Below are 25,115 nucleotides of genomic sequence, written 5' to 3'. Positions count from 1 at the left end.
TGGATCTAGCAGGTTATCGGCTGTATTTAGCAATTTGCGTCCTTGGTTGATCATGGCTCTGACGGATCGCGGTCAGAAGCCGCTTGGCCTGGGCCACCAGCCGGGAGGAGCCGCCTCGGGCGGCCAGCTCCGCGAGCCCGGCGGGCCCGGCGACGCCGGCCGGCTCCACGGCCGCACCGCACCGCTCCACGCAGTCGGCGGCCACGGCCAGTATCTCGCCCGTCCCGCGCGGGGGATCACCGGCGTTCAGCAGACCGGGCAGGACCGCGCCCAGCACCGACCACGTCGTCGCGTACGCACCGGTCGCGGCCGCCGTACGCGCCGCATCCGCAAGCCGGTTGGGCTTGACCGTGCCGAGCCGCAGCAGCTCGGCCACGTCGCGGCCCAGCCGGCCGCCGTCCAGCTCACCGCGGGCGGCGAGCACGAGCAGCGCGTCCACCGCCGCGAGCCGGTCCTCGGCATGCCGCGCCCCGAGCCCGCACGCGACGGCCAGGTGCATGGCCTCACCGGCGGGGCCGCCGCATTCGACCAGGCGCGGCAGCAGCGACGCGTTGCCCCGCTCCTCGGCGGTGGCGCACGCCGTCACCTCGGGCAGTGTCCAGGCGGCCAGTGTGTCGCGGTCCCCCGGCAGCACCGCGAACCGCTGATCCTCCAGCGCGGACCAGTGATAGCAGCGGCCCGAGCCGGAGTACGGGCGCCCGAGCCGGTGGAAGGCCTGCGGGAAGTCGCGCTGGAGCACGAGACGTTCCCTCGTCTCCAGCACGATGTGGCGCACGGCCTCGCGTGTCCGGTCCCACCAGTGCGGCCGGGCCTGGGCGTTGGGCTCGTGGACGCGACGCACCAGCGGCGCCGCATCGCCGTCCGCGGTGAGCCAGGCGGCGAGCCGCTCGCCCTCCCGCGTGCCGAGCGCCGTGGCCGCCGCCGCGGAGGCGGCCGTGCCGCTCCCGGTCCGGCGGACGCGCAGTAGGGCCTGGGCGACGTCACTCGGCGCCGGGTCCGCGCACAGCCGTTGGTACGCGCTCAGCCGCTCGACCAGCCCGCCCGCGTCCAGCGCGCCGTTCTCCCAGGTCGGCGTGGCGAGCAGGAACGGCAGTGGCCGGGTCCGGACGCGGTACGCGATCTCCCGCAGCCTGTCGGTGACCACCGCGTCCAGCGCCTGATGGACGCAGCCCGCGGTCGCACCGCCGCGGATCCGGCCGTCGCGCAGGCTGCGCACCGACACCCGGTCCAGCACGGCTGCCGCGACGATCTCCATGCCGTCGAACCGCTCGGCGGACGGCAGGTCCGAGGCGTCGCCACCCGACTCCTCGTCGAGCCACCAGCGGTCCGCCAGTGCGGGGCGCAGTGCCGCTGCCAGCGCTGCTCGGTCCCGGTGGGCGTGCCGCACCAGGCCGTCGAGCGCGCGCTCGAACTCCGCCACCGAAGCGGAGCGCGACGTGATCAGCGCGACCGTGAGTTCCACGGTCTCCTCGACGGTGCCCGGCGCGGGCGCCGTCCGCACGGGCTCGGACACCGGCGGCAGGGTCTCCTCGTACGGGGCGGAATCGTCCGCCTCCACGGCCTCGCCGAACAGCTCGGCGGCGAGGGCCCGGTGCACCGGACTCAACAGGCCCGTGAAGCCGGCCAGTTCCGACCGGAGGGTGGCATCCACACCCTGGCTCTCCCGCTCGTCCCGCTTGCCCCGCCCGCCCCGTCCGGCACGGATGTGCCGGCCCACCAGCTTCAGCGCCCGCTCCTGGATCCCGGTGTCCTCGTGCCCGAACACCTCGGCCACCACAGGCAGCAGATCGCCCGCGGCCGCCGGATCCCGCCGCAGCACCTTGCCGATCAGCACGAGCTGGGCCCGCACCAGCTTCTTCTCCGGACGGAACAGCACCGCGGCGGACATCTCCGCCAGCTGCCCCGCCGTCAGCCCACCGGACCCGGCGAGCCGGGCGAGCACCTCCTGGGCGTGACCGGCCGGCGACGAGGGCGCGTCGGCCGCCATCGCGATCCAGTCCGCCGCCCGCTCATGCTCCTCGGCCGGCGTCAGCGCGAGCCGCTTGAGCACGATCAGGAAGAACCGCAGGTCCGCGGGACGGCCCCCGCGCACCAGCCGGGCCACGCACCCGTCGACGAGCACGGACCGGTCGACCACCCCGTCCTCCGCCAGCCCGGCGAGCGCCGACGGCCAGTGGTTCGGCGCCTCCGGATCGCCGTACCAGGACAGGGCGGGGGCGGGCTCCACCGTCTCGAACAGACGCGGCACCAGCTCCCGCACATGCGGGTCGCTGCGCAGCGCGAGCGGCAGCGTGGCCCGGGAGGCGTGCGACGGCCTGGCCTCGATCAGCGACTCCGCCCAGCCGTGCACGAAGGCGTCCGTCGTCGGCACGGGGCACTTGGCGAGCCGCACCAGATCCGCGATGAACGGGTAGTCCTCCGCGGCCGTGGCGGCCCGGGCCGCGAGCCGGTGCGCGACGTCGCCCAGCCACGCCGGATCCCGGTCGGCCAGGACATCGAGCAGGTCGGTGCCCGGCAGCGGCCGCCAGTCGCGCAGCTCGCGCCCTCCGATCCAGGTTGCAGCGGCGGCCGCGCCCGTGTGGCAGCCGGCGCCCGCCACCAGCAGGGCGCGCTGCACCGCGCCCTGCTCCTGCCGGCGCTCCCAGCCCCAGCCGCGCACCTCGCGGCGCAGCTCCTTCAACCCGGCCAGCGCCGCGCGGCGTTCGGCCGCCGCCATGGGCTTCAGCAGGCCCGGAACCTCGTGGGCCCGGCCCTGCCGCACGGCTTCGAGCAGCTCCTTCGTATTGGTCATCGCGTACCTCCCGCGACCGTGGCGGTCGCGCCATCGTCGGCCGCGCCGTGCGGCGCGGCACCCCGCTTCGTGATCCGGACGGCCAACGCGTGCTTGCACGGGCCGCGCGTGCCCCGGTAGTCGGCCCACCACTGGCAGGTGCAGCTCAGCGCCCCGCCCGTGTCCCGCACCTGGTAGCGCCGTTCGCCCGATGCGACCATCGCGCGCGCCCCGTCGATCCGCACCGCACCCGCAGAGACCAGCGCGCGCGCCGCGACCAGGCGCGGATTGTGCCGCTCCGCGCGGTCCGCGTCGTACGGCAGCTCCCGGTGGAAGTACGCGGCGTCCGCGATGTCGTACCCCACCCGGCCCGCGGTGCCGAGCCGGGTGAGCGCGGCCCGGACCCGCGCGACCGTGAGGCCCGACTGCCTGGCGAGGTCGGCCTGGTCGATCCGGGGCTCCCAGGCCAGCAGCACGGACACCAGCTCCGCGTCCTCGGCGGCCTCGTCCGTGGCCAGCGCCTCCAGCACCCCGCCCTCCCCCGAGAACCCGCGGGCCGCCTCCGGCGACAGCGTGAGCGTCAGCCGCATGCCCGGAAGCGTCACCTCCCACGCGCTCGCCGTGGCGGCACCGCCGGTCACCGGCGGCCCGTACACCCGCAGCCCCGTCGCCTGGCGCAGCACCCGCTGCAACGCCGCCAGCCGCTCCGGCCCCGGCAGGCACACGGCCCCGGGGACCGGCCGGGTCGTCGGCCGCAGCGTCCTGCCCGCAGGGACGACCCACATCGCACCCCGCGAGGCGCTGCCCGACGAGCGGGGCAGCGAGCGCAGGAACCGCACCGCCTCGGCCGCGGTCAGCTCGGCCCGCAGATCGAACCCGGCGGAGACCACCTGCGCCTCCGCGAACCCGCGCAGCCAGCGGTCGGGGAGCGGCACCTTCTTCTCCACGACGGCACCGTCCAGCGTGGTCACCGCGAGCTCGTCGGGGCCGACCCGGAGATGCAGCGGATCGTCCCCGCCGAGCCGTGAAAGCGCCTCCCGCAGCGGATTGTTGACATCGACGTTCGTCGTGCCGTGGCCGGTCTCGCCGCCGTCGAGCCCCTCCTGGAGCACATCGAGGCGTGCGTACACCCCGCAGCATCCGGAGAACGACTCGAACCGGAGCCGGTCCCCGTTCCCCGTCACCACCGGATCGAGCGAGGCGCGCAGGTCGCGCTGGTAGTAGCGCGCGGCCGCCACGTCCGCCACGGCGAGCAGCCCGCGGGCCGCGCTCTGGGGCGACGTCAGAAAGCCGGAGAAGAAGCGGGGATGGGCCTCCGCGCCGGTGGGCGTCAGCCCACCGGCGGTCTCGAGACCGAGCAGCCGGCCACTCCCTGCGGACTCCAGGGCGGACGGACGGGAATAGGCGAATGCCTGTACGGATCGCGTCATGTGCAGGACGGTAGGTGCCGCCACTGACAACGGCCCCGGGCGTCCACACCCGGCCCCGCGGCCCGGGTAGGCACCCCGGGCCTGCGGGATACCCGGGCCGCCCTGGGCGCGCGAGCGGCTACTGCCCCACGCGCCCCGGCTGCAGCACCTTGCTGAAGAGCACCATTCCGCCCTCCGCCCGCAGGCGCACCGTCAACTCCCCGCTCCCGCCGTCGATGTCGACCTCGCCGAAGTACTGCGGCGACTCCATCGGCGAGACATTGGCGCGCTCGGGCGCCCGTACGAACACCCGCTCCGGCCCGAACGTCCCGTCCAGCGCGTTCGCCGGGAACCCGCCCGCCGCGAGCGGTCCGGACACGAACTCCCAGAAGGGGGCGAAGTCCTTGAACGCCGCCCGCTCCGGCGCGTAGTGCTGTGCCGAGGTGTGGTGGACGTCCGCGGTGAGCCACAGGGTGCCGGTGATCCGCCGGCGCTTGATGAACCGCAGCAGGTCAGCGATCTGCAGCTCGCGCCCGAGCGGCACACCCGGATCGCCCTGCGCGACCGCCTCGACGTTCGTGGCGCCGTCCGGGACGACGAGTCCGAGCGGCATGTCCGCCGCGAGCACCTTCCACACCGCGCGCGACCGCGACAGCTCACGCTTGAGCCAGGCCAGCTGCTCAGCGCCCAGGATGCCGGTCGTGTCATCGGCCTGCCGGCCGGGGGAGTTGGCGTTCCGGTAGGAGCGCATGTCCAGGACGAACACGTCCAGCAGGGGCCCGTAGCGCACGACGCGGTGCATCCGCCCCTCGCGGCCGCCCACGGGCAGCGTCGACACGGGGAAGTACTCGCTGAACGCCCTCAGCGCGCGCCCGGCCAGCACGTCCGCGTCCTTCTCGGTGTAGCGCGCGTCGTCGAGGAGCTGCCCGGGGTACCAGTTGTTGCGCACCTCGTGGTCGTCCCACTGCACAACCGTCGGGACCTGTGCGTTGAACCGGCGGACGTTGTCGTCGAGCAGGTTGTAGCGGAAGTTCCCGCGGTACTCGGCGAGTGTCTCGGCGACCTTCGACTTCTCCTCGACGGTGACGTTGCGCCACACCCGTCCGTCGGGCAGCGTCACGCTCGGGGCGAGCGGCCCGTCCGCGTAGACCGTGTCCCCGCTGCACAGGAAGAAGTCCGGGTCGAGCCGCCGCATCTCCTCGTAGGCACGGAAGCCGCCGATGTCGGGGTTGATGCCCCAGCCCTGCCCGGCGATGTCGCCCGACCACAGGAACCGCACGCCGGACGGCCGGCGCAGGCCGGGGGCGGTGCGGAACGTCCCGTACACGGGCTCCCCGGCGCGGCGCGGGTCGTCGGGGTCGGCGAGCGTCACCCGGTAGTGGATCTGCTCGCCCGCCGGCAGTCCGCGCAGGGCGGTCGTCCCGGTGAAGTCCGTGCCGGGGCCGAGGAGCGGGCCGTGCCATCGGTGCGTACGGCGGAACGAGTCGCTCGCCGACGTCTCCACGATCATCCGTGCGGGCCGGTCGGACCGCACCCACACGAGACCGGACGACGACGTCACATCACCGGTCTGGACGCCCCAGCCGGCGCTCGGCCTGCCGCGCAGGACCTGGGCCGGGGCCGCCGCCCCGAGCGTGAGCGCCGCCGACGCGGCGAGCGAACCGCGCAGGACGGCACGGCGGTTGTACGACATCGGAGAGCCTCCAGGGAGGGAGGGGAAGGTGTCGTGTCCCTGCCTAGTGCCCAGCGGCGGCGGGCACGCGAACCCCGCATGAACAACGGTGCGCGGGCAGCCTGGAGCTCTGACCGAGGGCCGGCGGCCGGTCGGCGCGGCGGTGTTGGATTCAGCGACTGCCGTCGAGGATGACGCGGGCGACGAGCGCGGGGTCGTCGTTCATCGGCACATGACCGCAGCCGGGCAGCCGCACCAGCCGGGCGCCGGGGATGGCGTGCTTGGCGCGGGCGCCCTGGCGGCGCAGCAGCAGCCGGTCGCGGGTGCCCCAGGCCACGGTGACGGGCAGGCCCGGCACATCGTCGGTGAAGAGGACCTGGCGGCCGGCGTCGAGGGTCCGGTGGAAGCCGGTCGCGTCGCGCAGCGCGAGCGTCTCGGCGACGACCGCCTCGGGTGAACGGCGCCCGGGCCGGGCGTAGATGGTGCTCGTCAGAGCCGCCCGCCCGGCGGCCGTCCGCGACAGCCGCCCGATCATCGGCAGGGGGAGCATCCGGGCGCCGCGCCGCATCGCGAGCAGCGTCCCGAAGGCGTACCGGCGTTCGCTCTCCGTCCAGAAACCGGCGGGGGAGAGGGCCGTGACGGACCGTACGAGCTTCTCGCGGCCCAGCTCCAGGGCGAGGAGCCCGCCGAGGGAGTTGCCGGCGACATGCGGCCGCTCGACGCCGAGCGCTTCGCAGAGCGCGCCGAGCACCGGCACGACCGTCGAGAGCCCGTACGACACGCCGTCGGGCAGCGCCGGGGACGTGCCGAAACCGGGCAGGTCGACGGCGATCACGTCGCGTTCCGGGGCAAGGAGCGGAAGGACGGGTTCCCAGGCCTGCCAGTGGTGTCCTATGCCGTGGAGCAGCAGGAGGGGCTCGCCCGTGCCGCGGCGTTCGTACGCCACGGAGAGTGTGCGGCTTCCGCCGGGGGAATCGATCGTGAACGAGACCGTCGAGGCCATGCTGCTGCTCCCTGTGCTTGCGGTGCTCCCTGGCCGTGCCCTTGTAGACGCGCTGTCAGCAACAATTACCGCTCAGTAGGGTCGAGTTCAAGGGATACCCGCCAACGCGTCCTGGCACGCGCCCTCGGGTCCGGTGGACGTTCCAGGTGCAGGGGTGCGGTGGCGATTGCAGGTGCGGAGCCAGGGGGCGCGGCCCGCGGGCGGGGCCGACCGGACGACAGATTTCGGGTCAGGGTGAACACAAGACCGACGGGGGACCCGGACGGAGCACCTGGGGCCGCTGGAACTGGTGGGGGACCGATGGGTCATCGGGGACCCGAAGCGAGAGGGCGGCTCGTGCTTCGTCCTCACCGCCGAAAGCATGGAGCACCACAAGTTCGGAGCACCGGAGCCCCACTCCGTCGTGCCCTGGTCCAGGTTCATGGAGCTGAGGGTGAAGGCCACCACGCGGGCGTGGCTGGCCACCCGCACCGGGGGCGTGCTGGACGCGTTCGGCGGCTACATGCAGATCGGCGGCCGCAGCGCCTGCTCCGTGTCGGCACTGCTGCGCCGCCCGTACGAGGACTGGTCGGTGAACTACACCCACCACAAGCGCCCCTACACACACCCCCACATCTTCCTGGTGGGCCACCTGTTCCGAAAGACGGTCAAGGCGAAGGCGGCACACCGGCTGGGTGACCCGGAGTGGCTGGGTGAGGCGGTCACCCGGCCGGCGGCGCTGCGCTTCGGGTGGTCGTATCCCGCAGTGGGCCGGAGGGCGACCGAGATCCTCGAGGAGCTGCGCCTGACGAGGCCCCCGGACCGCTGAGAGGCCGGGGACGCGGCCGGCGGGGTGGTTGGCCATGCAGCGCGGTGTGTCCGCGGTGGCGATTGCTAGTGCGCCGCCCTGCGCACCTCGAAGTTGAACTCCCCGTGCCCGAACTTCTGGAAGAGGGTGAACCACAGGGGCACGATCATCTCCACCGCACGGGCCGACTCGATCCCGCCGAGGTCGATCACCCGGTCGGCAGGCCACCCGAACTCCCCCAGCAGCGCCGTCGTCCGCTCCTTCGCGTCCTCGTCGTCCCCGGACAGAAAGACCTGGTGCGCGCCCGGCACCTTCGCGGGGTTCACCATCACCGCGCAGTTGACGGTGTTGAACGTCTTCACGACCCGGGCCCGGGGGAAGGCCCGCTGGATCTGTTCGCCCACGCTGTCCGACTCGACGGGCGACAGCCGCAGCCGGCCGTCCTCGAACGCGATCGGATTGGAGACGTCGATCAGGACCTTGCCGTCGAGCGTCCCCTCGCCCGTGGACTCCAGGGCCGCGAGGGCCACCCGTCCGCCGACCGCCGAGATCACCGCCTCGCCGAAGGCCGCCGCCTCGGCGAACGTGCCGTGGCTCGCGGCTGGGCCTGCGGCCTCCGCCCACTCCACGGCCGCGGGGTTGGCCGCGTCCCGGGAGCCCATCCGCACCTCGTATCCCAGCTTCACCAGCTCGCTGGCGAGCGTGCGCCCGACCTCGCCCGTGCCCAGCACTCCGTACCGCATCGGAACCTCCCAGGTCCTGACCGCCGTCCACCGGCGGCCGCCGCGTGCACATTCTGTGCGAGACCCCGCCCGGATGTGCTCAGCGACGCACATCGACGGCCTGGACATGAGGCGACGTGTCGGCTGGGATGGGACCGTGGCTACCGACACCGTGACCGACGTCTTCGAAGCCCACCGCTCCGTGCTGACGGGAGTGGCCTACCGCATGCTCGGCCGGTTCGCCGACGCCGAGGACGTGGTCCAGGAGGCCTGGCTGCGCTGGTCGGCGGAGGAACGGGACGACGTCCGGGAGCCCCGCGGCTATCTCGTACGGATCACCACACGGCTCGCCATCGACCGGCTGCGACAGGCGCAGTCGCGCCGTGAGGCGTACGTCGGACCCTGGCTGCCCGAGCCCATCGCGACCGACCTCGACCACACCGCGCCCGACACCGCCGAGCGCGCCGTGCTCATGGAGTCCGTCTCGCTCGCCGTCCTCGTCGTCCTCGAGTCGCTCTCACCGCTGGAACGCGCCGTGTTCGTGCTGCGGGAGGCCTTCGGCTTTCCGTACGGCGACATCGCGACGACCCTGGACCGCAGCGAGGCGGCCGTGCGGCAGCTCGCGGGCCGGGCCCGCCGCCATGTCGAGGAGCGCAAGCCCCGCTACGACGTCGATCCGGCCGAACGCCGCGACCTGACCGAGCGGTTCCTCGCCGCGGCCTCCGGCGGCGACCTCGACGCGCTGCTGAACCTCCTCGCTCCCGATGTCCGGCTGGTCAGTGACAGCGGAGGCAAGTCGAAGGCGCCGCTGCGCGTCATCCGGACCGCGGACAAGGTGGGCCGCTTCCTGCACGCCGTGGCCAAGGAGCCCCTGCCCGACTCCGAGTTCCGGCTCATCGAGGTCAACGGGGCACCCGGGCTGCTGGTGCTCGCGGGCGGACACCCGGACACCCTCCTCCAGATCGAGGTCAGGGACAGCCGCATCCAGTGCATCTACCTCGTGCGGAATCCGGACAAGCTCGGAGCCCTGGAGGCGTAGCCGCGACATCCCGTCGCTGCCGGTGGCCCCGCGTCCGGTCGGATGCGGGGCCGCTGCTTTTGCGCCCTTCTTCGCCGGAGCACGAACCTTCTGTGAACGCTCCGTGGCAGACGGTGATTCCATGGCTCGGAGCAGGAGGATTGGTCTTGACCAAGTCTGTGAGCCGCCCTATCGTCGGCAGAGTTAGTGCAGGAACCTTTAATAAACAAGGGCACGGAAAGCCGCCGGGGCCACGGTGATTGCGGAGGACAGGGTGGGGACCACGCAGCTGGAAACGGTGCCGGAGCCGAAGTACTGGCACCTCAAGACCGTGATCGGCGAGGCGCTCGACTCGGACTTCTCCGTCGGGGAGATCCTGCCCAACGAGCGCGAGCTGGCTGCCCGTTTCGGCGTCGCCCGCGCGACCCTCCGCCAGGCGCTCGAACAGCTGGAGCTCGAGGGCCGGTTGCAGCGCCGCCGCGGCGTCGGCACCACCGTCGCCCCGCCCCGCATGGGCGTCGACGTCTCCACCTCCCCGCAGGGCTGGCCGGGTGCACCCGGGGACGCGTGGCAGCCGCTCGACTGCACCGTCGCCCGCCCGCCCGCCGCCGTGGCCCGCGCGCTCGACACGGACGGCGAGGAGGACGTGCACATCGTTCGCCGGATGCTCGTCACCCACGGCCAGCCGGTCGCGGCCGAGCTGCTCTACGTCCCGTCCGGCTCGGTGCCCGACCTCTCCGCCATCGACGCCCCCTCCGGTGCCGCCCGCGCCCGCGGGGTCCTGCGCGAGCTGCAGCGACTGGTCCTCGACGGCCAGGACCGCGCCGTGGAGCTCGGCTCCGCCCGGGCCGACGATGCCAAGGAGCTGGACCGACTCCCCGGCGCGCCGGTTCTCGTCGTCACGACGCGCTACGTGAGCGGGGGCCGCACCGCCGTCATGTCCGTTGCGACGTACCGTGCCGACACCTGCCGGCTCACCTTCGGCGACTCGGGCGACCTGGAGATCCGGCACGACGCGCAGCAGCGCCGCGCCTCCTGAGCGTGCCGGCTCGCTGATACGCCGTAAGGACGGCCCGACGCACTCTGCGTCGGGCCGTTGCCGTTTCCACGGACTCAGTAGCGGTCCGCCACCGTCCGGGCGGGGTCGACGGCGGTCGGGCGCGGTCCTCGCGACGTCAGCGGCGGGCCGTGACCGTTCCCTCGACGGCGAACAGCTGCTCCTCCACATGGTCCAGGGCCAACCGCAGCGCTCCCGTCGCCACCGCGGCCTCGCCGAGCAACGAGAGCGCCACGCGGGGCGGACGGAGGCAGTAGCGGGACAGTTCGCCGCGCAGTGGGTCGAGCACGCCGTCCAGACCGGCCGCCCAGCCGCCGATGACCACCAGCTCCGGGTCCAGCGCCAGGACCAGCGCCGCCACGTCGTGCACCAGCCGCTGGATGAACCGGTCGACGGCGGCCCGCGCCTGCTCGTCCCCCTGCCGGGCATGCGCGAACACCTCGGCGACCGCCCGTTCGTCCAGGGGGTGCAGCGGTTCGCCGGTCGTCGAGAGCAGCGTCTCGGGCGTGACCTCGCGGCCCAGCAGATGCAGCGCGCCGATCTCCCCGGCCGCGCCGCCGTAACCCCGGTGCAGCCGCCCGCCGATCAGCGAGCCCGCGCCCGGGCTCAACCCCGCCAGGACGAAGACGATGTCGTCCGAGTCCGTCGCGGCACCCTTCCAATGCTCCGCGACGGCCGCGGCGTTGGCGTCGTTCTCCACCAGTACCGGGCAGCGGAACGAGCGCCTCAACCGTTCGCCGAGCGCCAGCCCCGTCCAGCCGGGCAGCGCCGTGCACAGCCGCACGGTCCCGTCGGCCTCCACGATCCCCGGCGTACCGACCCCGACCGCGCGCAGCGAACTCCGGGCGACACCCGTCCTGCGCAGCACATCGGCGACGACCGCACGCACCCGCTCGAGCCGTTCCTCGGCCGACGCCGTTTCCGGCACCTCCCGCGAACCGGCGCCGATGATCCGCCCGTCGAGCCCCGACAGCAGCGCCGCGATGCGGTGCGGGCCGATCTCCACACCCAGCAGATGCCCGGCCTCCGCCCGGAACCGGAACCTCCGCGCCGGCCGCCCCTGCCGCCGTGCCTCGCCCTCCTCGGGCGCGGCCTCCAGGACCAGCCCGGCCTCGATCAGCCCCTCGATCACACCCTCGACGGTCGGCCGGGACAGCCCGGTGATCCGTGTGAGGTCGGTGAGCGTGGGGGAGTCGGCGCCCCGCAGCGCATGGAGTACCACCGCGGAGTTGATCCGCCGCAGCAGCGACGGGTCCCCGCCGGTCAGCCGGCCCACCGTGTGTCCTTCCACCTTGTGCGCGTGTCTGCCGGATCGTACTCAATGGCGACGGGCCACGGCGAGCGTCCGCCGGGGGCCGTTCGCACCGCACCGCGGGGAACCGCCCCACCGGGCTCCGGGCTGTCCACCTGACGGTCCGCCAAATGTCAGTGAGGGCAGGTTTACTGACCCCATGACCATCGCACGGCATCTGGCGACCATCGATCTGCTGCGGGCCCGCCCCTTTCCCGCGCGGCCCGGCAGATCGGACGTGGGCGACAGCGGTCCCGGCTACCACACGGCCGAGCTGAGCACGAGCGAGGACTTCTGGGAAGACCGGTCGCACATGGAGATCGTCGGCGAGCAGTACGAAGCGGAGCGTGAGGCGCTCGCCGCGCTGCTGAGCCGGCGCTGGGGCCCGCCCCAGGTCTTCAGCCTGAACTCGGTGTTCACCCGGTCCTTCGAGGAAGCGGAGGAGATACCGGATCCCTGGGACACGCTGAGCGCCTCGGTGCCCGACGTACATCTGTGGCGGGTGGAGGACCGGTGGGTCCTGCTCGGCGTGTCCAAGTGGGACGCCGAGCTCCCTTACCAGCTGCTGGTGGTCGTCACCGCGATCGATCCGCCCTAGAGGGTGTCCGCCGTGCCGGCCGCGGCGCGCAGCCGGGCGAATTCGTCCGCCATGGTCTGCGCCGTCCAGTGGGCGTTGAGACCGCTGGGGTTGGGCAGCGCCCAGATGCGGGTCTCGCCGATCGTCCGCTCCTGCGGGCCTATCCGCGCCGTACGGTCGCCGAAGGCCGTGCGGTACGCGGTGACTCCGGCGACCGCCAGCCAGCGGGGGCGCAGCCGCTCGACCTTTCCGGTGAGGAGGCGGCCGCCCTCGCGGAACTCCTCGGCGCTGAGCTCGTCGGCCCGCGCGGTCGCCCGGGCCGCCACGTTGGTGATGCCGAGGCCGTACGTCAGCAGCTCGTCCTGCTCGGACGGCTTCAACCGGCGCGGGGTGAAGCCCGAGAGGTGCAGCACCGGCCAGAAGCGGTTCCCCGGGCGGGCGAAGTGGTGGCCCGTCGCGGCCGACATCAGGCCGGGATTGATGCCGCAGAACAGGACGGACAGGCCGTCCGCGATCACATCGGGAACGAGGCGGTCGCGGGCGGCCTCCAGCTCGGCGGGGGTGAACCGGGTCACGACGGGACCCGGTTCAGAGGATCGACCCCGGCGCGTACGTGGCGGCGTCCGGGTGCTGCTTGGCGATCTCCTCGATGCGGGAGACCACCGAGGCGACCTGGTCGCCCGCCGCGCCGGTGAAGGACAGCTTGTCCGCCATCAGGGCGTCGAGCTGCGCGCGGTCCAGCGGGATGCGGTCGTCGGCGGAGAGCTTGTCGAGCAGCTCGTTGCGCTCGGCCCCCTGCTCGCGCATCGCCAGCGCCGAGGCGACGGCGTGCTCCTTGATGGCCTCGTGGGCGACCTCGCGGCCGACGCCGGCGCGCACCGCACCCATCAGGACCTTGGTCGTGGCCAGGAAGGGGAGGTAGCGGTCGAGTTCACGGGCGACGACCGCCGGGAACGCGCCGAACTCGTCCAGCACCGTCAGGAACGTCTCCAGCAGCCCGTCGAACGCGAAGAACGCGTCGGGGAGCGCGACGCGTCGCACCACCGAGCAGGACACGTCGCCCTCGTTCCACTGGTCGCCCGCCAGCTCGCCCGTCATCGAGGCGTAGCCGCGCAGGATGACCATCAGGCCGTTCACGCGCTCGCAGGAGCGGGTGTTCATCTTGTGCGGCATTGCCGACGAGCCGACCTGACCGGGCTTGAAGCCCTCGGTGACCAGCTCGTGCCCGGCCATCAGCCGGATCGTCTTCGCCATCGAGGACGGGGCGGCGGCGAGCTGCACCAGCGTCGTCACGACGTCGTAGTCCAGGGACCGCGGGTAGACCTGGCCGACGGAGGTGAAGGCGTGGGCGAAGCCCAGGTGGCCCGCGATGCGCTGCTCCAGCTCGGCGAGCTTCGACGCGTCCCCGCCGAGCAGGTCGAGCATGTCCTGCGCGGTGCCGACCGGGCCCTTGATGCCGCGCAGCGGGTAGCGGCCGAGGAGCTCCTCCAGCCGCCCGTACGCGACCAGCAGTTCGTCCGCGGCCGTCGCGAAGCGCTTGCCCAGCGTCGTGGCCTGGGCCGCGACATTGTGCGAGCGGCCGGCCATGACCAGCTCCGCGTACTGCCCGGACAGCTTGCCGAGGCGCGCGAGCACCGCGACCGTGCGGTCGCGCATCAGTTCCAGCGACAGGCGGATCTGGAGCTGCTCGACGTTCTCGGTCAGGTCGCGGGAGGTCATGCCCTTGTGCACGTGCTCATGGCCGGCGAGGGCGTTGAACTCCTCGATGCGTGCCTTCACATCGTGCCGGGTGACCTTCTCGCGCTCCGCGATGGAGGCGAGGTCGACCTGGTCGAGGACGCGCTCGTAGTCGGCGAGGGCGGCGTCCGGCACCTCGATCCCGAGGTCCTTCTGCGCGCGCAGGACGGCCAGCCAGAGCTGACGCTCCAGCTTCACCTTCTGCTCGGGGGACCAGAGGACGGCGAGCTCCGCGGAGGCGTAGCGGCCGGCCAGGACGTTGGGGATGCGAGGCTTTGCAGTCACGTGAACGGATTCTACTGGCGGTTTGCGCAGGCCAGCGCCCCGCCCCGATTTGTGGCTTGCTACGAGAGCACGCCGTCGTCATCGGGGAGGAGCCGGTCCCCGGCCTCGTACGGCAGCAGCTCCGGCCGTTTCGACGGCCGGCCGTCCCCGGACGACCGCCCGGTCAGCCGCCGGCCGATCCATGGCACCAGATGCTGCCGGGCGAAGCGCACGTCCGCCGTCCGCCGGGCCGCCCACCCGAGCGGCACCGCCGGAGGCAGCGGCGCCCGCCAGTCGTCCTCGGCCGCCAGACCGAGCGTCTGCCACACCGCCTCGGCGACCCGGCGGTGCCCCTCGGCGGTCAGATGCAGCCGGTCCACGTCCCACAGCCGCTGATCGCCGAGGACGGGCGCCCCGTACAGGTCCACCACCAGCGCGCCGTGTCGCGCCGCGAGCATGTCGATGTGGTCGAACAGCTCCTCCATGCGCGGCCGGAAACGCTCCATGACCGGGCCGTTGCGGCCGGGGCTCCGCATCAGTACCAGCCGCTCGCACGACGGCGCGAGCCGCTCGACGGCCTCCTCCAGCAGCCCCCGCACCCGGCCCATGTCGCACTTGGGGCGCAAGGTGTCGTTGAGCCCGCCGACGAGCGTCACCACATCCGCCTTCATCGCGGCCGCGCGCTCCACCTGCTCGTCGACGATCTGCCCGATGAGCTTGCCGCGCACGGCGAGGTTCGCGTACCGGAAGCCGGGCGTGCGGGCGGCCAGCCGCGCCGCGAGGAGATCGGCCCAGCCCCGGTACGAGCCGTCGGGAAGCAGGTCCGACATGCCCTCGGTGAACGAGTCGCCAACTGCGACAAAACTGGTGTATGAGGCATTCATCTCCATGGCGGAGCGATCCTACCGCGCGGTATGGTCCGTCGGTTCCGGCCCCTGAGAGCCGGTCCCACGCGGAGGGGGAGACCCGTGAGCGATGCGCTGCTGAACGCCCTGGCCGAGGCTCTGGCGGACGTGGTGACCGTCGTCGAGACCTGCGACGACGACGTCCTCGACCCGGACACCGCCGTCAAATGGCTGGAGACCACCGCCTACGTGCTCGACCGGCTGCCACCCTCGGACCGGCTCGCCCTCGGCAGGCTCTTCCGCGCGGCCGCCCTCCGGCAGCCGGAGCCCTGGCGCGACGATCTGCTGCGGCTGCCGGAAGGGTTCGGGCTGGACGAGGACCAGCACGAGCTCTACTGCGCCGCGATCGACGACCATGTGCGCCGCTTCGCCGAGACGGTACGGGACGCCGACCCGGCGACGCCCGTGCCGACCTGCCCCGGCTGGGACATCGCCGAGCTCGTCAAGCACCACGGCACGACCCACCGCTGGATCGGCCATGTGGTCGGCATCCGCGCCACCGAGCGGGTCTGGTCCCGTGACGTCCCGCTCGGCCTGCCCGACGACCCGGCGGCGTACCCCGAATGGCTCGCCCGCTCGGCCGCGGACACGCTGGCAACGCTTCGCGCCACCGACCCCGACGCCCCGATGTGGTCCCACGGCGCCGACCAGCACGTGCGGTTCTTCCCCCGAAGGCTGCTGTTCGAGGCCGTGATCCATCTCGCCGACGTCGAACTCGCGCTCGGCCGCACCCCGCGCATCGGGCCCGCCACGGCCGCCGACGGCATCGAGGAGTTCCTGGAGAACCTGCCGTACTTCTCCTGGATCGCCGAGCCCGTCGCCGCGCTCACCGCTCCCCACCAGGACGGCTCCGCGCCCGGATCCGGCGTCCGCGTCCGTGAGGGCGCCTCCCTGCGTCTGAAGGCCACCGACACCGGCGCCACCTGGACGATCAGCCTTCAGGACCAGGGCGCCGGCTGGACCACCACCGCACGCGGTGAGGCCACCGCCACCGTCGAAGCGGCGAGCGGGGACCTGCTGCTGCTCGTCTACGGCCGCTACGCGCCCGCCGACACGCGTTTCACGCACAGCGGCGACCGGCGCGTGCTCGACGCCTGGCTGTCGGCCACGGCCTTGTAGCCGACAGGGCGCGGTCGGCTCGTCGGGGCCGACCCGCCGTTGGCTGGTCGGCTGTTGGCGCCACGTCGCTGACGCCATGTCGTGGCCGGTTCGTCGACGAGACAGTGTCTGCCGGACACCTCCGGCTGGGTATGTCCCGTACATGACGAGCTCAAGCCTGCTCAGCGCGGACTTCTGGAAGGCCACCGCCGAACGCGCCGTCCGCACCTTCGCCCAGTCGCTCGCCGCGGTGCTCGTGGCCGGCGCGACGAGCCTCTTCGACGTCGACTGGCCCGCCGCCCTGGCGACGGCGGGCCTGGCGACGCTACTCGCCGTTCTCACGGCGATCGGCGCCTCCGGGGTCGGCGGGCGCGGCCCCGGCATCACCGAGACCACGACCCGTACGCGTATGGACCGCCGGAGGCGTCCGGGGCGTCCGGGGCGTCCGGAGCAGCCGGAGGGGACGCCGACGGCTCAGGGGCGCTGACCCGGCGTGCCGACCAGCTCCCGGAGCACGTCCTCCATCGTGACCAGACCGGAGAGCTTGCCGTCGTCGTCCAGTACCGCGGCGAGATGCGTCCGGCTGCGGCGCATCGCGGTCAGCACGTCGTCGAGCGGCGTCGAAGCGCGGACCCGCGCGATGGGCCGCAACGCCGTGACCGGGAACGGACGGTCTCGCGGGTACTCGTCCAGGGCGTCCTTCACATGCAGGTAGCCCAGGATCGTGCGCTTGCTGTCGACGAGGGGGAAGCGGGAGAACCCCGACTCCGCGGAGAGTCGCTCCAGCTGCTCGGGCGTGGTCCCCACCTGCGCGTACACCACCCGCTCCACCGGCATCACCACATCGGCCACCGGCCTGCGCCCGAGCTCCAGCGCGTCGCGCAGCCGCTCGGCCGCCCTGTCGTCCAGCAGCCCGGCCCTTCCGGAGTCCCTGACCAACCGCGCGAGTTCGTCGTCGGAGAAGGTCGCCGAAACCTCGCCCCTGGTCTCCACCCGCAACAGCTTCAGCAGCCCGTTCGCGAAGGCGTTGACCGCGAAGATCACCGGCCGGAGGGCCCGGGCCAGGTTCACCAGGGGAGGACCGAGCAGCAGCGCGGTCCGCGTGGGCTCGGCGAGCGCGATGTTCTTCGGCACCATCTCGCCCAGCAGCATGTGCAGATACGTCGCCACGGTCAGCGCGATCACGAACGAGATCGGGTGGATCAGCCCGTGCGGCACACCGACGGCGTCGAAGACCGGCTCCAGCAGGTGGGCGATGGCGGGCTCGGCGACCACGCCGAGCACCAGGGTGCACAGGGTGATGCCGAGCTGCGCCGCGGCGAGCAGCGCCGAGACGTGCTCCAGGCCCCAGACGACGGCCCGGGCCCGCCGGTCCCCGGCCTCCGCCGCCGGCTCGATCTGGCTGCGGCGCACGGAGATCATGGCGAACTCCGCGCCGACGAAGAAGGCATTGACGACCAGCGTCAGAAAACCGATCAAAAGCTGGATCACGGTCATCGCGCGGACCTCCCCCTGCCGAATCCGTCGGAGCTGCTGGGCCCGTCGGGCCCGTCGGGCCCGTCCGAGCCGTCCGAGTTCTTCGGACTCCTCGATCTCCTCGAGCCCCCCAAGCGCCTCCGGCCCGTCGAGCCCTCCCCGCCCTCGGTGCCCTCCGCGCCCTCCGGGCCGTCCGCGTCCTCGGCCACGAGCGGCGCGTGCAGCAGCACCCGCGCCGCGCGCCGGCCGGACGCGTCGACGACGTCGAGCCGCCAGCCGGACAGTTCGATGGTGTCGCCGACGGCGGGAATGCGGCCGAGGGCGGTGGCGACGAGCCCGGCGAGCGTCTCGTACGGCCCCTCCGGCACCCGCAGCCCGATCGCCTCCAGCTGATCGTCGCGGGCGGCACCGTCGGCCGACCACAGCGCCCGTCCGTCCGCGTCCTCGCCGGCCTTCACGAGGTCAGGCGTCTCATGGGGATCGTGCTCGTCGCGGACCTCGCCCACGACCTCCTCGACGATGTCCTCCAGGGTGACGACCCCGGCCGTACCGCCGTACTCGTCGATCACGACCGCCATCGTCCGCTTGCCGGACAGCCGGTCCAGCAGCCGGTCCACGGTGAGCGTCTCGGGCACCAGCAGCGGCTCGCGCAGCAGCTCCGCCACGGGATGGCGGGGCCGCCGCTCGGCCGGAACGGCCAGGACGTCCTTGATGTGCGCGATGCCGACCACGCTGTCGAGGCTGCCCCGGTAGACGGGGAAGCGCGACAGTCCGGTGGCCCGCGTGGCGTTGGCGACGTCCTCCGCCGTCGCCTGGATGTCGAGGGCTGTGACCTGGACCCGCGGCGTCATCACGTTCTCCGCCGTCAGCTCCGCCAGGCTGAGCGTGCGGACGAACAGCTCGGCGGTGTCCGCTTCCAGCGCGCCTTCCTTGGCGGAGTGCCTGGCCAGTGCGACCAGCTCCTGAGGCGAGCGCGCGGACGCCAGCTCCTCGGTCGGCTCGAGGCCGAGGCGTCGCACCATGCGGTTGGCCGTGTTGTTCAGATGACCGATGAGGGGGCGGAACGCCGCGGAGAACACCCGCTGCGGCGTGGCGACGACCTTCGCGATCGCCAGCGGCGACGAGATCGCCCAGTTCTTGGGCACGAGCTCGCCGACGACCATCAGCGCGATCGTCGACAGGCCCGTCCCGATGACGAGCGCCAGCGACGAGGCGACGGACGGGGACACACCGAGCGCCTCCAGCGGTTCGCTGATCAGCTTGGCGATGGAGGGCTCGGCGAGCATGCCGACGACCAGATTGGTGACGGTGATGCCGAGCTGTGCGCCGGAGAGCTGGAAGGTGAGTCCGCGCACGGCCTTCAGGGCGCTCGCGGCCCCGCGCTCGCCGCGCTCCACCGCCCGCTCGAGGTCGGCGCGCTCGACGGTCGTGAGCGAGAACTCCGCCGCGACGAATGCCCCGCAGGCGAAGCAGAGCAGCACCGCCACCAAGAGGAGGAGCACTTCGGTCATCGGTTCACCTCCGTCCCATGGTCGGCCAGGGGGAGGAGGATCGCGCGATGTCTGCTACTGGGAGGCTCGCCCATGGGCGGACGCTCACACCTTTCGTTCATCGGTTCTGAGACACCCATGGTAAAGGACGGGCAAAGCGACCTTGTCGTACGCGTCAGGTGAACGGCTTCACCCAGCGGCTCCACTCCGGCTGCGGCGCATATCCGGCCGACCGCCACGCGTGGTGCGCCGTCTCGTTCCGGTCCAGCACCATCGCGTCCCCGCGACGACCGCCCAGGCGTACGAAACGGTCCTCCGCGGCCGCGAGCAGCGCCCCTCCCACCCCGCGCCGCCGGTGCTCCGGATGCACCGCGAGCCGGTACAGATGACAGCGCCAGCCGTCGAAGCCCGCGATCACCGTGCCCGCCAGCTCCCCGTCGCGCTCGGCGAGGATCAGCGCCTCGGGGTCGCGCGCGACGAGCCGCTCGACCCCTGCCCGGTCGTCGCTGATGCTGGTGCCCTCCGCCGCCACCTTCCAGAACGCGAGCACGGCGTCGAGGTCGGCCGTCGTCGCGGCCCGTATCCGAAGATCAGTCATGGCGGCCATCCCACCACCGCCCCCGCGAACCGTCGACGGGATTCCACGATGCGGTACGGCCCGCCCCCGTCGCCCGGCCCGGTCGCCCCGCTCAGTCTCCCCGGAGCTCCTCGATCACCTGGCCGAACGCCTCCATCCAGGGATCGAGCACGGTGAGGTACGAGAAGCCGTAGCGCTCGCGCTGCTCCCTCATCTGGTCCGCGATCTGCTTCACGGTGCCGATGGCGAGCAGCGGCAGTTCCAGCACCTGCTCCTCGGTGAGATGGAGATGCGGGACCAGCGGCAGCAACTCCTGGGCGGCGGCCCGGCGGTCGTCGGTGATTGTCGGGGCCTGTACGAGCAGGTTGAGCTCGGCGGGCGTCTCACGGCCGGCCGCGAACGAGTGGTACGCAGCCACCCGCTCGTCCAGTTCCTCGGCGGTGAGCGCCACCATCGCGCCGTCCGACTCGCGCGCCCCGGTGAACGCGACGATGTCCGCGTGCTCGGCCGCCAGCCGCAGCACCCGGTCGCCTTTCGCGCCGATCAGCAGCGGAGGCCGGGGACGCTGCACCGCCCGCGGCACGTGCCCCTCGTCCGCGAGCAGCCGGCCGACCTCCTCGACCGTGCGGGCCAGGTGGCCGACCCTGCCGCCCGGCGGGAGGAACTCCAGGCCCGCGCGGTCGTGTTCCGCCTTCACATAGCCCGTGCCCAGCCCGATCTCCAGACGTCCGCCGGTCAGGGCGTCGGCGGTCGCGATCTCCCGGGCGAGCAGATGGGGGTTCCAGAACGCCGCGTTGAGGACGAACGTGCCCAGCCGCGGCCGCTCGGTCGCCTCGGCGGCGGCGATCAGGGCCGGAAACGGCGCCACCATGCCCAGATGATCGGGCACCAGGATGACGTCGTAGCCGAGCTCATCCGCCCGCCTGCACCGCTTGCGCCACTCCTCGCCCTCTGCGGGCGTCACCATGTTCACCCCGAACCGGAACGGCCTGACCATCAGGCTCCTCCTCAGAAGCTCGGCAAGCTCGGCAAGCTCGGCTACTCGTGCGCGATGGCGGCCAGCACGTTCATCCGCGACGCCCGCAGTGCCGGAAGCACCGCGGCCGCCAGACCCACCACCACGGACCCGACCACGACCGCCACGACCGTCCCCCAGGGCACGGCGAACTCGGTCATGCCCTCGAGCTCCAGCACCTGCTGCACCGCCACCCCCCACACCATGCCCAGCGCGAGCCCGAGTACCGCACCGAAGACCGCGATCACGACCGATTCCAGCCGGATCATGCGGCGCAGCTGAATCCGCGAGAGACCGATCGCCCGCAGCAGCCCGATCTCCCGGGTCCGCTCGACCACCGAGAGCGCCAGCGTGTTCACGACGCCCAGCACCGCGATGACGATCGCCAGCCCCAGCAGCGCGTACACGAGATAGAGGAGCACCGAGATCTGCTGCCGCACCAGGTCCTTGTAGTCGGCCTGATCCCTCACCTGCACCTGCGGATACGGATCCAGGGCCTGCTCCAGCGCCACGCGCAGCTCGCCCGGATCGACGCCATCGGCCGCGTTGACGTACACCGCGCTCTCCTGGCCGCCCGGCACATGCCGGTCCACGGTGGCGAGCCCCATGAACAGTCCGCCCTGCATCCCGGGCCCCGTGGCCTGGTCCATGTCCGTCAGTGCGCCGACCGTCAGCCGGGCCTGCCGTCCGCCGGGGAACTCCACCGGCAGCACCGACCCGGTCCGCACCCCGTGCTCCTCGGCGAAGCCCCGGTCCATGCCCATGGCGTCCGGCGCCAGCGCGGCGCTCGTGCCGCCGCTCGCATACGTGACGTTGGCGGCCTCGTCGAGCCCGGGGTCGTACCCCGCGGCCGTGGACTCCACCCGCAAGCCGTCCGGAAGCGTCAGCGCCAGCGGCGTGAAACGCTGCCGTACGACCGTGCCCGCGCCCTCCACGTCCCGCACCTTCTCGGTGACCTCCCTTGGGAACGGCTGGAAGTTGGTGTTCTGCACCACGAAGTCCGCGCCCAGCGTGCGGTCGATCTGCCGGTCGAAGGACCTGGTCATCGAGGCGCTCGCCACCGAGAGACCGGTCACCAGTGCCAGACCGATCATCAGCGCGGCGGCCGTCGCCCCCGTACGCCGCGGATTGCGCAGCGCGTTGCGCTGGCTCATCCGGCCGACCGGGCCGAACAACCGGGGGAACGCCCCGCCCAGCAGCCTGATCACCGGCCGCACCAGCAGCGGACCGGCCACCACGGCGGCGATCAGCGTCAGCGCCACACCCAGACCGAGGAGCGGGGACGCCGTCGCCGTCCGTCCGCTCGCCGCGCACCCCGCGAGCGCGGCGAAGCCGGCCGTCCCCACGACCGCACCGGCAATCGCCCGGATCCTCAGGGGCCGTCCCACATCCGCGACTTCGGCGTCCGCGAGGGCCGCCATGGGCGACACCCTGGCCGCGCGGCGGGCCGGGAGGTACGCGGCGACGAAGGTGACGCCGAGACCGACGACGTACGCCGCGACGGGCGTCGCCGTCCCGATCACCATCTCGGCGGCCTTGAGGTTCATCCCGAACAGGCCCATCAGCTCGATCAGCCCCGCCGCGAGCCCGATCCCTGCGGCCAGCCCCAGCGTCGCCCCGACGAGCCCCAGCAGCAGCGCCTCGGTGAGCACCGAGCGGCGTACCTGCCGCCGGTCCGCGCCCAGGGCACGCAGCAGTCCCAACTCGCGCGTCCGCTGGGCGATCAGCATCGAGAAGGTGTTGACGATCAGGAAGATCCCGACGAGGACCGCCACGCCGGCGAAGCCGAGCATCACGTACTTGATCACATCGAGGAATCCGCCCAGCTGCTCGGCGGCCGACTCGGCCTGCTCGTCCGCCGTCCGCAGTTCGTACGCGTCGCCGAGCGCGGCCCCGATCCGCTGCTTCAGCTCGGCGTCGGACACCCCTTCGGCCGCGTCCACCGAGATCGAGGTGGCCGCGTCAGGCCGGCCCAGCAGTTTCCGCTGAGCCGTCGCCGTGTCCAGGTAGACCAGCGCCGCACCCGGGTTGGTGGTGGTGAACGTCGCGATGCCGACGACCTCGACGTCGAAGGAGCCCGGCTGGGTCACGACGGTGAGTGTGTCCCCGATGCGTACGTCCTTCTTGTCGGCGGTGTCCTTGTCGACGACCGCCTCGGCGGGACCCTCCGGCACGTGCCCGGACGTGAGCCGCACCGGACTGCGGTCCGTGACGTACCAGTTGGCGGCGATGGTGGGGGCCCCGGTGGTCGGGCCCACGGGCTCCTTGCGGTCGTCGACGACCGTGACGTTCTCGACGGCCGCGTCGACATGGGCGCCGGCGACACCGTCGATGCCGCGGACCCGTTGGGCGAGCGATGCCGGCACCGTACGGACCACGCCGGAGGGTACGTACTCGTCGAGTCCCTCCTTCGGAGAGACCGTCACATCCGCCGAGGTCGAGGCGAACAGCCGGTCGAAGGTGCGGGCCACGGTGTCCGAGAAGATCAGTGAGCCGCCGACGAACGCGACGGACAGGATGACCGCGAGGCCCGACAGCAGCAGCCGGCCCTTGTGGGCGAGGAAGCTCCGCAGCGTCGCTCTCAGCACGGCACCCGTCCTCAGTTCTTCCGCAGGGCGTCGAAACGCTTGAGGCGTTCCAGCACCGCCTCGGCCGTGGGCTCGTGCATCACGTCCACGATCCGTCCGTCGGCGAGGAAGAGCACCAGATCCGCGTGGGCGGCCGAGCCCGGATCGTGGGTCACCATCACCACCGTCTGGTCCAGCCGGTCCACGGCCTCCCTGAGGAAGCCGAGCACCTCGGCACCGGACCGCGAGTCGAGGTTGCCGGTCGGCTCGTCGGCGAAGATCAGCTCGGGACGGGAGGCGAGGGCCCGGGCGCAGGCGACGCGCTGCTGCTGGCCGCCGGACAGCTGGGCGGGCCGGTGCTCCAGCCGGTCACGGAGCCCCAGGGTGTCGATGACCCGGTCCACCCACTCCCGGTCGGGCCTCCGTCCGGCGATGTCCATCGGCAGTGTGATGTTCTCGGCGGCGGTGAGCGTCGGCAGCAGATTGAAGGCCTGGAACACGAAGCCGATGCGGTCCCGCCGCAGCCGCGTCAGTTCACGCTCCCTGAGCCCGGTGATCTCGGTGTCGCCGAGCCAGATCCGTCCTGCCGACACCGTGTCGAGACCGGCGAGACAGTGCATCAGCGTGGACTTGCCCGAGCCGGAAGGGCCCATCACGGCAGTGAAGCGCCCGCGGGCGATGTCCACGTCCACCGCGTCGAGCGCGACGACGGCGGTCTCGCCGGTGCCGTACGCCTTGGTGAGGCCTCGGGCCCGCGCGGCGAGCGGCACGTCCGTGGCCGGTTCATGGGCAGGTGCTGTGGCAGGAGTGGACAATGCTGCCTCCCGGATCGTGGGCGTCTGCGGCTCCCGAACTCCGTGCTCCGTGCTGCGTACCCCCGAGCCTAAGGCCATGCCCAGAGGTTGTCGGCGCTAGCACCGCCGCGCTAGCTTGAAGAGGTGGCGAAGACTCAGCTGAACGTACGGGTGGACGAGAGCACCGCCGAGACCGCGCGCCGGCGGGCACAGCAGCGGGGGGTGAGCGTGAACCGGTACATCGAGGAGCTCGTCCAGCAGGACGCGGGCGAGGTGGGGCGCACGTTCGTCGACGCCGCGGCGGACTTCATGAAGCAGTACGCATCCGTGTTCGCGGACGAGTTCGGGGCGTCGGACGCGGTGCGGAGCAAGGGCGGGCGGTGAACCTCTCGATCGACCTGGCCTGGCTCCTCATGGTCGCCGAGCACAAGACGCCCGGCGATCCGCAGGTCACCGACTGGGGTGCGCTCGTCGCCGCCGTCAGCCGGCACGAGGCGGAGATATTCGGCACGCCCGTCTACAGCGATCCGCACACGCGCGCCGCGTCCCTGCTGCAGTTGCTGCTTCACGTCCCCGCGCTGGAGCACTCCAACGCGATGTTCGCGTCGGCCGTCGCCTACGGCTATCTCGTCGCCTCGGGCGTGAAGGTCGTGACCTCGCCCGAGCAGGTCAGGGACCTCGCGCGGCTCGTCAAGGAGGGCAAGGCCGACGTCCGGGCGATCGCCGACGAGCTCCGCCACTGGAGCCTCTGACCCGGATTCGCGGAAGCCGCCCGTCCGGCCGTGCACGGTGACTAGGCCCGTCTTTCGCAGGTGGGGAAACGAGTGTCCAGCCAGCGTGGGCGGGTTGGGTCGACGTCGAGTAGGTCGAGGAGTTGGGCTTGGAT

General features: G+C 72.7%; 23 protein-coding genes. 8 read left to right on the top strand and 15 right to left on the bottom strand.

Going from position 1 to position 25,115, the window contains the following annotated elements:
- Positions 1–13: 13 nt before the first annotated feature.
- The 4 genes from ACFV9O_RS29200 to ACFV9O_RS29185 all read right to left on the bottom strand — a co-directional run bounded on the left by ACFV9O_RS29200 (position 14) and on the right by ACFV9O_RS29185 (position 6,854).
- Positions 14–2,791: a DUF6493 family protein gene (locus ACFV9O_RS29200; protein ID WP_385422976.1), complete on the bottom strand. Its 2,778-nt coding sequence runs from the start codon at positions 2,789–2,791 to the stop codon at positions 14–16.
- Positions 2,788–4,200 (bottom strand): SWIM zinc finger family protein, encoded by a 1,413-nt coding sequence (locus ACFV9O_RS29195; protein WP_385422974.1) that lies wholly within the window; start codon positions 4,198–4,200, stop codon positions 2,788–2,790. Before ACFV9O_RS29195 ends, ACFV9O_RS29200 begins: the two co-directional genes overlap by 4 nt.
- Before the next feature lie 118 nt (positions 4,201–4,318).
- Positions 4,319–5,872 carry an alkaline phosphatase D family protein gene (locus ACFV9O_RS29190; RefSeq protein ID WP_385422972.1) on the bottom strand — a complete coding sequence of 518 codons (1,554 nt, stop codon included), beginning with the start codon at positions 5,870–5,872 and terminating at the stop codon, positions 4,319–4,321.
- 151 nt (positions 5,873–6,023) lie between these two features.
- A complete protein-coding gene (locus tag ACFV9O_RS29185; protein WP_385422970.1) occupies positions 6,024–6,854 on the bottom strand; it encodes an alpha/beta fold hydrolase in 831 nt (276 codons plus the stop codon).
- Between the two features lie 289 nt (positions 6,855–7,143).
- Between ACFV9O_RS29185 and ACFV9O_RS29180 the strand changes: the two genes are divergently transcribed.
- On the top strand, positions 7,144–7,662 hold the full coding sequence (locus ACFV9O_RS29180) for a hypothetical protein (protein ID WP_385422968.1): 519 nt from the start codon (positions 7,144–7,146) through the stop codon (positions 7,660–7,662).
- A gap of 65 nt (positions 7,663–7,727) precedes the next feature.
- Here the strand turns inward: ACFV9O_RS29180 and ACFV9O_RS29175 are convergent, their stop codons facing one another.
- Positions 7,728–8,384, bottom strand: a complete 657-nt coding sequence (locus tag ACFV9O_RS29175; RefSeq protein ID WP_385422966.1) for an NADPH-dependent F420 reductase — start codon at positions 8,382–8,384, stop codon at positions 7,728–7,730.
- A 136-nt stretch (positions 8,385–8,520) separates the two neighbouring features.
- Here ACFV9O_RS29175 and sigJ point away from each other — a divergent pair, with 136 nt between their 5' ends.
- Together sigJ and ACFV9O_RS29165 are read left to right on the top strand one after the other, a co-directional pair.
- Positions 8,521–9,402, top strand: a complete 882-nt coding sequence (gene sigJ, locus ACFV9O_RS29170; protein ID WP_385422964.1) for an RNA polymerase sigma factor SigJ — start codon at positions 8,521–8,523, stop codon at positions 9,400–9,402.
- Between the two features lie 253 nt (positions 9,403–9,655).
- Positions 9,656–10,420, top strand: a complete 765-nt coding sequence (locus ACFV9O_RS29165; protein WP_385422962.1) for a GntR family transcriptional regulator — start codon at positions 9,656–9,658, stop codon at positions 10,418–10,420.
- A gap of 136 nt (positions 10,421–10,556) precedes the next feature.
- Here ACFV9O_RS29165 and ACFV9O_RS29160 read toward each other — a convergent pair whose 3' ends face one another.
- Positions 10,557–11,714, bottom strand: coding sequence for an ROK family transcriptional regulator (locus ACFV9O_RS29160; protein ID WP_385422960.1), 1,158 nt, complete (start codon positions 11,712–11,714; stop codon positions 10,557–10,559).
- A 175-nt stretch (positions 11,715–11,889) separates the two neighbouring features.
- On the opposite strand from ACFV9O_RS29160, the gene ACFV9O_RS29155 reads away from it, so the two are divergent.
- Positions 11,890–12,327, top strand: a complete 438-nt coding sequence (locus tag ACFV9O_RS29155; RefSeq protein ID WP_385422958.1) for a hypothetical protein — start codon at positions 11,890–11,892, stop codon at positions 12,325–12,327.
- Here ACFV9O_RS29155 and mug read toward each other — a convergent pair.
- From mug to ACFV9O_RS29140, 3 genes are read right to left on the bottom strand one after another with little or no spacing between them, the layout of a single operon-like run.
- Positions 12,324–12,881 (bottom strand): G/U mismatch-specific DNA glycosylase, encoded by a 558-nt coding sequence (gene mug / locus ACFV9O_RS29150; protein ID WP_385422956.1) that lies wholly within the window; start codon positions 12,879–12,881, stop codon positions 12,324–12,326. The genes ACFV9O_RS29155 and mug overlap by 4 nt on opposite strands.
- Before the next feature lie 13 nt (positions 12,882–12,894).
- Positions 12,895–14,328, bottom strand: coding sequence for an adenylosuccinate lyase (gene purB / locus ACFV9O_RS29145; RefSeq protein ID WP_385422954.1), 1,434 nt, complete (start codon positions 14,326–14,328; stop codon positions 12,895–12,897).
- Between the two features lie 59 nt (positions 14,329–14,387).
- On the bottom strand, positions 14,388–15,197 hold the full coding sequence (locus tag ACFV9O_RS29140) for an SGNH/GDSL hydrolase family protein (protein WP_385422952.1): 810 nt from the start codon (positions 15,195–15,197) through the stop codon (positions 14,388–14,390).
- Between the two features lie 78 nt (positions 15,198–15,275).
- Between ACFV9O_RS29140 and ACFV9O_RS29135 the strand changes: the two genes are divergently transcribed.
- Both ACFV9O_RS29135 and ACFV9O_RS29130 read left to right on the top strand, forming a co-directional pair.
- On the top strand, positions 15,276–16,331 hold the full coding sequence (locus ACFV9O_RS29135; RefSeq protein ID WP_385422950.1) for a maleylpyruvate isomerase family mycothiol-dependent enzyme: 1,056 nt from the start codon (positions 15,276–15,278) through the stop codon (positions 16,329–16,331).
- Between the two features lie 142 nt (positions 16,332–16,473).
- The gene (locus ACFV9O_RS29130; protein WP_385422948.1) at positions 16,474–16,797 is read left to right on the top strand and encodes a holin; all 324 of its coding nucleotides are present in this window, start codon (positions 16,474–16,476) and stop codon (positions 16,795–16,797) included.
- Here ACFV9O_RS29130 and ACFV9O_RS29125 read toward each other — a convergent pair.
- The 6 genes from ACFV9O_RS29125 to ACFV9O_RS29100 all read right to left on the bottom strand — a co-directional run bounded on the left by ACFV9O_RS29125 (position 16,785) and on the right by ACFV9O_RS29100 (position 24,250).
- Complete coding sequence (locus ACFV9O_RS29125) at positions 16,785–17,807, bottom strand: hemolysin family protein (RefSeq protein WP_385422946.1); 1,023 nt, start codon at positions 17,805–17,807, stop codon at positions 16,785–16,787. The genes ACFV9O_RS29130 and ACFV9O_RS29125 overlap by 13 nt on opposite strands.
- A complete protein-coding gene (locus tag ACFV9O_RS29120) occupies positions 17,804–19,297 on the bottom strand; it encodes a hemolysin family protein (RefSeq protein WP_385422944.1) in 1,494 nt (497 codons plus the stop codon). The genes ACFV9O_RS29125 and ACFV9O_RS29120 overlap by 4 nt, the downstream gene beginning before the upstream one ends.
- A 154-nt stretch (positions 19,298–19,451) precedes the next feature.
- Positions 19,452–19,874: a GNAT family N-acetyltransferase gene (locus ACFV9O_RS29115; protein WP_385422942.1), complete on the bottom strand. Its 423-nt coding sequence runs from the start codon at positions 19,872–19,874 to the stop codon at positions 19,452–19,454.
- A 91-nt stretch (positions 19,875–19,965) separates the two neighbouring features.
- Positions 19,966–20,850, bottom strand: a complete 885-nt coding sequence (locus tag ACFV9O_RS29110; RefSeq protein WP_385422940.1) for an LLM class F420-dependent oxidoreductase — start codon at positions 20,848–20,850, stop codon at positions 19,966–19,968.
- A 41-nt stretch (positions 20,851–20,891) separates the two neighbouring features.
- A complete protein-coding gene (locus ACFV9O_RS29105; protein WP_385422938.1) occupies positions 20,892–23,456 on the bottom strand; it encodes an ABC transporter permease in 2,565 nt (854 codons plus the stop codon).
- An 11-nt stretch (positions 23,457–23,467) separates the two neighbouring features.
- The gene (locus ACFV9O_RS29100; RefSeq protein ID WP_385422935.1) at positions 23,468–24,250 is read right to left on the bottom strand and encodes an ABC transporter ATP-binding protein; all 783 of its coding nucleotides are present in this window, start codon (positions 24,248–24,250) and stop codon (positions 23,468–23,470) included.
- Positions 24,251–24,373: 123 nt separating this feature from the next.
- Here ACFV9O_RS29100 and ACFV9O_RS29095 point away from each other — a divergent pair, with 123 nt between their 5' ends.
- A complete protein-coding gene (locus ACFV9O_RS29095; protein ID WP_385422933.1) occupies positions 24,374–24,613 on the top strand; it encodes a toxin-antitoxin system HicB family antitoxin in 240 nt (79 codons plus the stop codon).
- Entirely contained in the window at positions 24,610–24,981 is a 372-nt protein-coding gene (locus tag ACFV9O_RS29090; protein WP_385422931.1) for a fic family toxin-antitoxin system, toxin component, read from the top strand. Before ACFV9O_RS29095 ends, ACFV9O_RS29090 begins: the two co-directional genes overlap by 4 nt.
- The last annotated feature ends 134 nt before the right edge of the window (positions 24,982–25,115 follow it).

The organism is Streptomyces sp. NPDC059909 (assembly GCF_042730885.1).
In the GTDB taxonomy this organism is placed as follows: Bacteria; Actinomycetota; Actinomycetes; order Streptomycetales; family Streptomycetaceae; genus Streptomyces.
This window is presented reverse-complemented; position numbering and strand designations above follow the sequence as displayed.

Excerpts from the sequence above, each read along its gene's own strand:
- ACFV9O_RS29185 (WP_385422970.1), bottom strand. The coding sequence starts at position 6,854 with ATGGCCTCGACGGTCTCGTTCACGATCGATTCCCCCGGCGGAAGCCGC.
- ACFV9O_RS29200 (WP_385422976.1), bottom strand. The coding sequence starts at position 2,791 with ATGACCAATACGAAGGAGCTGCTCGAAGCCGTGCGGCAGGGCCGGGCC.
- ACFV9O_RS29120 (WP_385422944.1), bottom strand. The coding sequence starts at position 19,297 with ATGACCGAAGTGCTCCTCCTCTTGGTGGCGGTGCTGCTCTGCTTCGCC.
- ACFV9O_RS29155 (WP_385422958.1), top strand. The coding sequence starts at position 11,890 with ATGACCATCGCACGGCATCTGGCGACCATCGATCTGCTGCGGGCCCGC.
- ACFV9O_RS29125 (WP_385422946.1), bottom strand. The coding sequence starts at position 17,807 with ATGACCGTGATCCAGCTTTTGATCGGTTTTCTGACGCTGGTCGTCAAT.
- ACFV9O_RS29115 (WP_385422942.1), bottom strand. The coding sequence starts at position 19,874 with ATGACTGATCTTCGGATACGGGCCGCGACGACGGCCGACCTCGACGCC.
- ACFV9O_RS29175 (WP_385422966.1), bottom strand. The coding sequence starts at position 8,384 with ATGCGGTACGGAGTGCTGGGCACGGGCGAGGTCGGGCGCACGCTCGCC.
- ACFV9O_RS29195 (WP_385422974.1), bottom strand. The coding sequence starts at position 4,200 with ATGACGCGATCCGTACAGGCATTCGCCTATTCCCGTCCGTCCGCCCTG.
- ACFV9O_RS29130 (WP_385422948.1), top strand. The coding sequence starts at position 16,474 with ATGACGAGCTCAAGCCTGCTCAGCGCGGACTTCTGGAAGGCCACCGCC.
- ACFV9O_RS29190 (WP_385422972.1), bottom strand. The coding sequence starts at position 5,872 with ATGTCGTACAACCGCCGTGCCGTCCTGCGCGGTTCGCTCGCCGCGTCG.
- ACFV9O_RS29140 (WP_385422952.1), bottom strand. The coding sequence starts at position 15,197 with ATGGAGATGAATGCCTCATACACCAGTTTTGTCGCAGTTGGCGACTCG.
- ACFV9O_RS29110 (WP_385422940.1), bottom strand. The coding sequence starts at position 20,850 with ATGGTCAGGCCGTTCCGGTTCGGGGTGAACATGGTGACGCCCGCAGAG.